8 protein-coding genes and 1 pseudogene are annotated in these 9,429 nt (G+C 42.4%); 2 read left to right on the top strand and 7 right to left on the bottom strand.

What is annotated here, in order from left to right; genetic code table 11:
• Window positions 1–24: 24 nt before the first annotated feature.
• Window positions 25–180: pseudogene (locus HWQ36_RS24540) on the bottom strand (class II glutamine amidotransferase); the annotation flags it as partial.
• Between the two features lie 246 nt (window positions 181–426).
• Complete coding sequence (purE, locus tag HWQ36_RS24535; protein ID WP_292707495.1) at window positions 427–945, bottom strand: 5-(carboxyamino)imidazole ribonucleotide mutase; 519 nt, start codon at window positions 943–945, stop codon at window positions 427–429.
• Window positions 946–1,061: 116 nt separating this feature from the next.
• Here purE and nagA point away from each other — a divergent pair, with 116 nt between their 5' ends.
• Window positions 1,062–2,282, top strand: coding sequence for an N-acetylglucosamine-6-phosphate deacetylase (gene nagA, locus HWQ36_RS24530; protein ID WP_292707493.1), 1,221 nt, complete (start codon window positions 1,062–1,064; stop codon window positions 2,280–2,282).
• A 228-nt stretch (window positions 2,283–2,510) separates the two neighbouring features.
• On the opposite strand, the gene HWQ36_RS24525 is transcribed toward nagA, so the two are convergent.
• The 3 genes from HWQ36_RS24525 to HWQ36_RS24515 all read right to left on the bottom strand — a co-directional run bounded on the left by HWQ36_RS24525 (window position 2,511) and on the right by HWQ36_RS24515 (window position 5,366).
• Window positions 2,511–3,635: a site-2 protease family protein gene (locus HWQ36_RS24525; RefSeq protein ID WP_292707490.1), complete on the bottom strand. Its 1,125-nt coding sequence runs from the start codon at window positions 3,633–3,635 to the stop codon at window positions 2,511–2,513.
• A 431-nt stretch (window positions 3,636–4,066) separates the two neighbouring features.
• A complete protein-coding gene (locus tag HWQ36_RS24520) occupies window positions 4,067–4,900 on the bottom strand; it encodes a sulfurtransferase (protein ID WP_292707487.1) in 834 nt (277 codons plus the stop codon).
• A 46-nt stretch (window positions 4,901–4,946) separates the two neighbouring features.
• Entirely contained in the window at window positions 4,947–5,366 is a 420-nt protein-coding gene (locus HWQ36_RS24515; protein ID WP_292707484.1) for a DUF6220 domain-containing protein, read from the bottom strand.
• Window positions 5,367–5,625: 259 nt separating this feature from the next.
• Between HWQ36_RS24515 and HWQ36_RS24510 the strand changes: the two genes are divergently transcribed.
• On the top strand, window positions 5,626–6,297 hold the full coding sequence (locus HWQ36_RS24510) for a LuxR C-terminal-related transcriptional regulator (protein WP_292707482.1): 672 nt from the start codon (window positions 5,626–5,628) through the stop codon (window positions 6,295–6,297).
• A gap of 24 nt (window positions 6,298–6,321) precedes the next feature.
• Here HWQ36_RS24510 and HWQ36_RS24505 read toward each other — a convergent pair whose 3' ends face one another.
• Together HWQ36_RS24505 and HWQ36_RS24500 are read right to left on the bottom strand one after the other, a co-directional pair.
• On the bottom strand, window positions 6,322–6,936 hold the full coding sequence (locus tag HWQ36_RS24505) for a hypothetical protein (RefSeq protein ID WP_292707479.1): 615 nt from the start codon (window positions 6,934–6,936) through the stop codon (window positions 6,322–6,324).
• 423 nt (window positions 6,937–7,359) lie between these two features.
• The gene (locus HWQ36_RS24500) at window positions 7,360–9,072 is read right to left on the bottom strand and encodes a GGDEF domain-containing phosphodiesterase (protein ID WP_292707477.1); all 1,713 of its coding nucleotides are present in this window, start codon (window positions 9,070–9,072) and stop codon (window positions 7,360–7,362) included.
• Window positions 9,073–9,429 lie beyond the last annotated feature (357 nt).

The following is a 9,429-nucleotide window of genomic DNA, read 5'->3' as shown; positions in this document are numbered from 1 at the left end:
GCTTAGTTATGTACGGACTGATTACCGTGATTCACTAAGCAACGAATCGCACCCTTCAAAGAAAGCAATGCCCCAACCATCGCTATGATGATCTGTTCTTCCTCCCCGTGCAGAAAACCCTTCAAAAGAAAAGCAAATATCCGTTGGAACATTGCAATTCATTCCGAGCAATTGGCACATGAATGTTGCACTCTAAATTTTCGACTAAGGTCTCAGAATCAAGATACTTCAGAATGCTGCATTGATTCTGGAGCGATCGCTTCAATGTTGGAATTTAATCGGGCATTGGGCATTGGGTATGCTTATTCTCCTGTCCCCTTATTGCCTTCATCCCCTGGCGTGCTGTTAATATTTCTTAACTAATTACAAATTACGAATTACGAACTTGTACTGAGCGTAGCCGAAGTATTACGAATTACGAATTATTTAAAACATTTGCTGTAAATATTGCTCATAGCCTAGTTGTTCTAGTTTTACTTGCTTTGCAATTACTGATTCACATAGTGTTTGGCGATATTGTTGCACTTTTTCTAACAATTCTGGTTGATGAGTTGCCAGGATTTGTACTGCTAAAAGTCCGGCATTTTTGGCATTACCGATCGCCACTGTTGCTACAGGAATACCCGCAGGCATTTGTAAAATAGAGTATAAAGAATCCACACCTTGTAAGTTTCGGGTAGGTACAGGAACACCGATGACAGGAAGTGGTGTTAAAGACGCTACCATTCCAGGCAGATGGGCAGCACCACCGGCACCAGCAATAATCACCTTAATACCGCGTTGGTGTGCAAGTTGAGCATATTGCACCATCCGTTCTGGGGTACGATGAGCAGAAACGATCGCTACTTCGTTTTCAACGCCAAATTCGTCACAAACTGCGATCGCATCTTTCATGGTGGGCAAATCAGAATCACTGCCCATGATAATACTAACTAGGGGAGTCATAGAATTTTAGATTTTGGATACTTCGACTTCGCTCAGTACAAGTTTTGGATTTTGGATTAATAGTCGATGGTTCAATCTAAAATCGGGTCAGGTTTAATTATTCCCTAGCCAGTGTGATGACCCAAGCAACACAAAATCCTGTAGATATTATCAATGCTAGAGTGCCTGGTTACAAAGATTTGCAAATGCTCTTGGTTGATGAAGAGGGCATAATTGAGCAAATCTTACCAATGGGTACAGTAGAGACACGCAGCCGCGCATCCATAATAAATGTTGCTGGCGACTGGATTTCATTGGGTGGCGTTGATTTACAAATTAACGGTGCTTTGGGATTGGCATTTCCTGATTTAACGGCTGAAAATGCTCATAAGCTCCAAAAAATCTCACAATTTTTATGGGATGTCGGGGTAGATGGATTTTTACCGACACTTGTGACAACTTCAGTAGAAAACATTCAGCGATCGCTTGCTATTATTGCTGAAGTTCTCCCCAATCAACCAGCAGGTGCCAAGATTCTGGGAGTACACCTAGAAGGGCCATTTTTAAATCTCCAAAAGCGCGGCGCACACCCAGCAGAGTATCTCTTACCCTTGACAATGGATCGAGTAAAGCGGGTTTTGGGTGATTATGCCCATGTTGTGAAAGTCATCACCTTAGCACCGGAGTTAGATTCCACTGGCAAAGTAATTCCATATTTGCGTTCTCTGGGGATTACTGTCAGTTTAGGGCATTCTCAGGCAACATCTGCCCAAGCGCAACGTGCCTTTGAACAAGGTGCAACGATGGTAACTCATGCTTTCAATGCCATGCCAACATTACATCACCGCGAACCAGGATTATTAGGGGCAGCAATTATCAATCCTGATGTAATGTGTGGTTTTATTGCTGATGGTGAACACGTTTCACCCATGATGCTACAAATTTTGCTTCGCGCTAGCTATCAAGAACAAGGACTGTTCCTCGTCAGCGATGCCCTTTCTCCTCTGGGGCTACCCGATGGCGTGTATCCTTGGGACAGTCGGCAAATTGAAGTTAAAAACGGTACGGCACGACTGGCCAATGGCACTTTGTCGGGGACGACTTTAGCCTTATTGGTGGGAGTGCAGAATTTAGTGAAGTGGGGAATTTGTGACGTAGAAAGTGCGATCGCTTTAGCTACTAATGCACCTAGAAAAGCAATTGGTTTACCAGGAATTGCCAAGAGTCAATCCGCTAATTTATTACGCTGGCATTGGGATGATACTACAAAAGAATTAACTTGGCAACGTGCCATCACCGCAGAAATGCTCAAGAAGCCAGAAGCTGGGAATTTATCTGTTGCTCTCAACTCCATGTAATTCAATACGGTTCAGATAAAACTAAAACCCTTGTTCTGTAAGCAGTGTAGAGACGTTGCAATGCAGCGTCTCTACAAACCCGTGGTTCTCGAAAAAATCTTTAACCCAAGCGTATTACCATATAATTCCAAAATAGGGAAAAAGGAAAGAGCTTTTATTATCCCTTTCCCTTAACCTGAGTGGAGTCGAAGCTTTAATTACGAATTACGAATTACGAATTACGAATTATTACGCAGGGTTGGGTTGAGTGCGGCTTTGAAGTAGCTGGATAATTGCAGCTTTTTCTAAGATTCCAACTAGAACGCCATTCTCACGAATCACGGGAAGCACAGATATTTTTTGTTGTTCAAGTAACTGCATTACTTCTAGCAGAGGTTGATCTGATTGAACTGTAGTAGATTCGATAACTGGTCGCATGACTTCTTTTACTTGAGTTTCTGACCACAGTGCTGTTGGGACGCTTCGTAAATTATCAACTGCGATCGCACCTACTAATTGTCCATCATCATCAGTCACTAAGAACCGATGCCAGTTTTGCCCACTTATGACTCGCTCATCGGCAAACTCTCTCAGGGTAAGATTAGCAGATACAATCGGGCTATCAATGGTTACAGCATCTTCAGCAGTCAAACCTGTGAGTTTTTCTTGCACTCTGGCAAATTGAGCCGCATTACCAGCATTTTGTAACAAGAAGAAGCCAATTAACAAGTTCCAGAAGTTACCGACGCTACCAAAGAATAGTAGGGGAACTATACCTGAAAGAATTGCTACCCAACCAAAGATTTGCCCAACTCGACTAGCAAAGGTTACGCCTTTATAAGGATTGCCTGTAACTTTCCAAACAATAGCTTTCAGTATATTTCCGCCATCTAAGGGCAAGCCAGGAATCAGGTTAAATAGGGCTAATGCCAAGTTAACAGAAGCCAATACACCAAGAATTGCTGCTAACGGCCCTGATGCAGTAGTGGTAACGCCAATAGCTGTAAGGATACCAAATAGTAGTAAGCTTACCATTGGGCCAGCGATCGCTACCCAAAAAGCTTCACCTGGAGTTTTCGACTCTTTTTCTAAGCTTGCTAAACCGCCAAAGATAAACAGTGTGATGGATTTGACATCAATTCCCTGACGAATCGCAACAAAACTATGTCCTAATTCATGGGCGACGACAGAGGCAAATAACATCAGCGCTGTCATCAATCCTAGTAGTAAAGCGAACCCCGCCGATAATTGGGGAAATTGCGCCGCCAGTCCACTACTATAGCTCCAGGTTACTAAACCCAGAACTAAAAACCACGACGGATGGATATAGAAGGGAATTCCGAAGAGATTACCAACGCGAATTGTGCCATTCATGTCGTTCACCTTTGATTTCAACTGCGAGAGGTTTATTTTCGTCCTTCTCGATGTTTTTATTGTAACGAAAGGTTAAGAGATTTTAATCTTGGTGATGGTAGTGGTGTCCGTCTGTAAAGGTGTGGTTATTGGTAATATTGGGAGCAATCCCAATTAGGAGGCAGGGAGCAGGGAGTAGAGAGTATGGGAGTAGGAGGAGATGAGGGAGACAAGGAGGACAAGGAAGACAACAGGGATAAGAGAGAATTATTAAACAAGTTTCTTCTTTGTCTCCCCCTGCTCCCTGCGGTCTTCATAATGGCCAAATAGGGCATAGAAAAGAGACAAGGGAGACAAGGAAGAGGGGGGAGACAAGGGAGAGACTTAATTTTAATAATTCCCCCTTGTCCTCCTCATCTCCCCCTGCCCCCGGCCTTTGTTTGTAACTCTCACTACCTCTCTATAGCTATATCAGGTAGACGACTCCACTCATTCCAAGAGCCATCGTAATTCCGAACGTTCGGATAGCCCAATAAATACCTTAAGACAAACCAGATACATCCAGAACGCCCGCCAATCGCACAATAGGGAAATACTTCCTTATCAGCCGTAATGCCCTTACTGGTATAAAGATTTTTCAGTTCATTGAATGATTTAAAAGTTCCATCCTCATTGAGAGTGAGGATATGCTCAAGATGCACTGCACCTGGAATATGTCCAGTAACTTCACCTGCTTTTGGTGGCTGATCGAAAAACCATTCACCACAATATTCTTGAAGTGTTCGGACATCTAACAACACGCGCTCACTTCTACCAATTGATGCTTTAACTTCATCATGTAATACTCTAAAACTACCATCAGTAGCTCTGGCACGGTAATCAGTGTTAGGAAACGTGGATAATTCAGTTGCTAGTGGACGACCTTCTGACTTCCATTTCTGGTAGCCACCATTGAGAACTTTTACATTTTCATGCCCCAAGACTTGCAAAAACCAGAAAATCCAGGCTCCGGTTCCAGGATAACTGCCATAAGCAATCACTGTTGTATTATTTGTGATCCCTGAACGTGCCATCAGCCTCTCAAAAGCGATCGCATCCAAATTCATTTTAAAATCGGGCAATAGTAAGTCTGTAAAGATGTTCCAGAAGACAGCACCAGGGATATGAGCATTTTTGTATGGCTCTGGACTCATATTCACTTCAATAATGCGGACGTTTGGATCGTTGAGATGATTTTCCAGCCATTGGGTATCGACGAGAACGGATGGATGAGCATATTGAGACATTTATATTTCTCCTGTAATAGTGCTAAAAGAATTGAAAGTTACCTATTTAGTCTTGGTTGTGGTTGGGAAATACAATCTGCGATGTCCGATGAACTAGGGTTGTGGAAATAGAAAATAAGGAAAAGCCGATGAGTGGATGAAAGACAGCTAAAGGAAAAGAAGTTTTCAAGTGAATTGTGAGAAATTGCAGTCCCAGCAGCACTGGGATACTTGCTGTAAGGTTCTGGACTCTTGGAGGAAAAGGCATCAAAAACACCCATATCAACAAAATTAGTGAGAGTCCGCTATATCCTCGCACGAGCCAGATATGTAGGTTCCACCAATCAGAGTTATAAAAGTAAGCCAGTCCAACACTGAATATTTGTGTTGCTAAACAGAGATTGAAAAACACTACTGCAATAAAAAAACCGATTTGAATCCAGCGCCGGGATATTTGTGTATTATCAATGCCAGAATTTACAGTCATGGTTGAATAATCCCAAAAAAGCAAACAAATTAGTCATTGGTCATTGGTCATTAGTTATTGTTTTTTGGTACATACTTCGCCCGAAGTTAAGCGAAAAAAACTAATGATATCGGACTAATTCAAACCACGTTCCTTATGGGCGTGGTATCTCACGGACTAATAACTAATGACTCCGCGAAGCGGTTTGATGTGACAAAAGCTAGGATAGGTCTGGTTGCTATACTGCGCCTAGACCTCGAAAGTGTACAATTTGCCAATCATGATTGCCTTACAAGCTCTATTTCATGCAATTGCTCAAGCTAAAGATGAAGAGGCGTTGCGATCGCACATACGCGCAGAAATGAGTGAATATTTTTCAGCTACACGATGTGGGCTGTTTTTCTTTGCTCAAATTTCTCTACTTGACAGCAAGATGCAAAAAGCACTGCAAATTGCATTATCACCCCAACACAATCCAGTTGCCCGCTACTTGCTAGAACACCATGCCCCTGTTCATGAAGCTTTAGTAGTAAAACCTAAAACATGGAGATTGATTTGTCCTCGTGCCGATCACTGGCACGTCATGGCAGGGCCAATTGTTAGCAATGGCCAGTTAGTAGGCGTGGTAGGTTTTACCCGTCAGCAAGGAATGCCTACATTTGACTCACAAAATCTCACAGATTTGAGTGCGCTTTGTCTGCACATATCTACTTGGGTGGCAATGGCGCGATTGCAACATCCACAACTATTAAAAACAGATTTAACACCTCGTGAAATGCAAATTGCTGACTTGGTGGCTCAAGGACAAACAAATGCAGAAATTAGTGCAGAACTTTGGATTACTGAAAACTCTGTCAAGCAAGCCTTAAAAAGGATGTTTCGCAAACTAGAGGTTTCATCTCGGACTCAGATGGTTGCAAAGCTTTCTACAGTTTCAAATAGGTATTGCTGATTGAAAAAGATCCCTGTAGCGCTTTTAGGGTTCAAGAATTTTGACTAGGATTCGTAAGAGGTCATCTAAGTCGGCGGGTACACGGTAGAGATCGAGGTCTTGAGTTACTTGACGGGATTGACGATCAAATTGACCAAACTGCCAGATGTTTCCGGTTGAAATTGCGCCTTGCAAGATAATTTGATCGGACTCAATCCATTGATCGAGGGCAATCAGTTCGATCGCAAGTTGCACAAAGCCCCGCTCTAAATCTTCGTTTTTCGCTTCTATCACTAGGAAGGTCTGGTGATTTTGCAACAGATAATCTAGGGAACCTTTGAGTTGGTTGCTGACGGCAACGGGATACTCAACATTAAGGGTGGCTTGGGTGTAGTGCAGCACATCGGTCAATACTGGGGCGATAAGGAATTCCCGTCGTGCCATTTCACTAGTGAGGCTCAGGCGGGGTAGGCTTTCTTCGATCCGAGCTTTGAGGTCGGTAAGGCGATCGAGGCTACCTGCATAGTGGGGCAATTTGAGGGAGCGGCGTTGAAGCGAAACACCAAAATACGCCAGGATGTCTTGCGGGGCAAAGTTGAGTTTGAAGTAATCCGCAAAGGTGTAGGATTGATTGGGCTGGATAATCGCTGATCTGGGCATGATTATGAATGGATAATTGATAATTGAAAGTTGTTATGCAGCCGTTTTTGACTCAAGCGTAGAAATCACTAGTACCTATTGTGGCTTATTTCCCGTAGGAGCAATTCATGAATTGCCCCTACATTTTCTATTTAATTAGGACTTACGCAAAATCATGAAAAAACGAACCGCCAAGTACGCCAAGTCCGCCAAGGAATAAGAGTTGCAGAGAGTTTTTGCGTAAGTCCTATTGATGTGAAAAGCAGGGGAGGTTATTTTCTGGCTTAGGCATAAGTAAGTTGGTAGAAATAAACCAAATTATGTTACGAAACATAAACAGGCTTAAAGTCCTTACTAATGACCAATACTTCGACTACGCTCAGTACAAGTGACAAATGACAGCCCTTGCCAGTTAGCTTTAATTGCGCCAACCTAATTAAAAACTTATGCTGCAATTGTCTCTACCTGCTGAGAATTTTTCTGCAACATCGGGGCAATTATATCAGCAGGAACAGGACGACTGAAGTAGAAACCCTGACCTTCATCACATCCACGCATTTGTAGATATTCAAGCTGTTCTTGGGTTTCCACACCCTCTGCCGTGATTTTCAACCGGAGGCTCTTTGCTAGAGCAATAATCGCATTGGTGACGGCGGCGCTATCAGAATTAGATATGACATCCTGCACAAATGACTTATCAATTTTGAGCATATTCATCGGAAAACGCTTCAAGTAGTTTAAGGAGCAATAACCGGTGCCAAAATCGTCTAGAGCCAAGCATATACCCAGTTGTTGTAATTGTTTTAAGGTTTTAACCGATCGCTCAATGTCACTCATCAAGAAGCTTTCTGTTACTTCCAGTTCTAGGTAAGATGCTTCGAGTTCAGTCTCCTCAAGAATTTGGTTGACGATCTCAACTAGATATGGTTGTTCAAACTGTCGAGCTGACAGATTCACAGATATCCGAATTGGGGTAAATCCAGCCAGCTGCCAAGCACGGGTTTGAGCGCAAGCAGTTCGCAAAACCCATTCACCAATTGGTACGATCGCACCATTGGCTTCTGCAATGGGAATAAACTTTGCTGGAGAAACCAAACCTAATCTAGGATGCTGCCAGCGAACCAACGCTTCCATCGCTGTAATTTGCCCGCTCTTTAAATCAATTAAAGGTTGATAATGAACCAACATTTCACCACGTTCAAGCGCTCCATGTAATTCTTTTTCTAAAGTCAGTCGCTCCTGCAACTGAGCATTAATTTCTGGCGAATAGAATTGGTATTGGCTACGCCCTTGCTGTTTGGCCTGGTAAAGCGCGATATGAGCCTGTTGTAAGAGTTGATCTACGCTATTAGGATCAGTTAGGTTATTAAGTGTGATCCCGATGCTGACGGTAATATGAATCAAGTTCCCTTCTAAAGAAAAAGGTTTGCTCAGGGTACTCGACAGCACCTGAGATAGCTTAATTACGCTTTCAAAAGAATGAATATCGATTCGGGCAAGAGCAAATTCATCTCCCTTTAAATAGGTAAGAATATCTGTTTGCGCCGTGCAGGTTGATAACCTCTGGGCAACTGCTCTTAACAATAAGTTTGTTGTCTGATGATCCAACCCATGACTCATACCAGTGAAATCATCAATACTGAGCGAAAACACAGCTATAAGTCGCTGGTTGTTTTCAGGTTGGGATAAAATCTGATGGAGGCGATCGCGGAATAAATCACGATTGGGTAATCCAGTCAGTTCATCATAATTAGTGATGTAGTGAATTAACTCATCTAATTTGTGAAGAGTTTGTGAGGTATCTGCCATCAACGTACCCGCTTCATCAACAAATTCTGTAGGCAATTCAGGTAGTGTTTTGGTGTTCAGATAATTTTGTAATGCAGCAGATGTCAGAATGACCGGTTTGAGGAGATGGTTTAGCGCATAGAGGGTGGCGGCTGTACCCGCTAATGTAGCCAATAGAGCAATAATCAGAATTCGTGCCGCCATCTCGAAGGAATAGGAGTTTGAAATGACGAAACTCAAAAGTAAGGTTAGAAGTGGGACATGAGTACCCAAAAAAGCCACCAACATGATTTTAGCGGTGTAACTTTTTTTGAGCCATCCAAAATTAGCTAGGAACGAGTACAGGTATAAGTTTTGATTGAAATTCATAAATTCTGTAAGATAGTTGGCAAATTATTTCCGAGCTATTCTGGCAAAAGAGTATTTTTGATTCAAAGCAAAAAGAATTAGCTCTCGTGGAACCCAACCCTGATAAGGTTCTATATTATGCTTCCCAATATTCTTTTATAGTTAATATGCATGACGATAAAGTTTCTGTGAAACTTATTGCACAAGCAATTTCATTATCAAAATCAAAATTGTATTGATTCTTACACTGATAGTAATTATTTTTGTGATTAATGCGATCTCAAGGTAAATATAATCACCGATATTTTGGCGTTGCTAATCTTGGTGTAGAGACGCTGCAATGCAACGTCTCTACAATGATTTTGCAATCATACAAAA

Origin of the sequence: Nostoc sp. NMS2, assembly GCF_017115105.1 — a bacterium.
Lineage (GTDB): Bacteria > Cyanobacteriota > Cyanobacteriia > Cyanobacteriales > Nostocaceae > Nostoc.
Note: the sequence above shows the minus strand (reverse complement) of the source record. Positions and strands in the feature narration are given on the sequence as shown.

Bases quoted from the DNA above. Each gene is read 5' to 3' on its own strand.
- HWQ36_RS24500 (WP_292707477.1), bottom strand. From the start codon at position 9,072: ATGAATTTCAATCAAAACTTATACCTGTACTCGTTCCTAGCTAATTTT.
- purE (WP_292707495.1), bottom strand. From the start codon at position 945: ATGACTCCCCTAGTTAGTATTATCATGGGCAGTGATTCTGATTTGCCC.
- HWQ36_RS24525 (WP_292707490.1), bottom strand. From the start codon at position 3,635: ATGAATGGCACAATTCGCGTTGGTAATCTCTTCGGAATTCCCTTCTAT.
- HWQ36_RS24510 (WP_292707482.1), top strand. From the start codon at position 5,626: ATGATTGCCTTACAAGCTCTATTTCATGCAATTGCTCAAGCTAAAGAT.
- HWQ36_RS24505 (WP_292707479.1), bottom strand. From the start codon at position 6,936: ATGCCCAGATCAGCGATTATCCAGCCCAATCAATCCTACACCTTTGCG.
- HWQ36_RS24520 (WP_292707487.1), bottom strand. From the start codon at position 4,900: ATGTCTCAATATGCTCATCCATCCGTTCTCGTCGATACCCAATGGCTG.
- nagA (WP_292707493.1), top strand. From the start codon at position 1,062: ATGACCCAAGCAACACAAAATCCTGTAGATATTATCAATGCTAGAGTG.
- HWQ36_RS24515 (WP_292707484.1), bottom strand. From the start codon at position 5,366: ATGACTGTAAATTCTGGCATTGATAATACACAAATATCCCGGCGCTGG.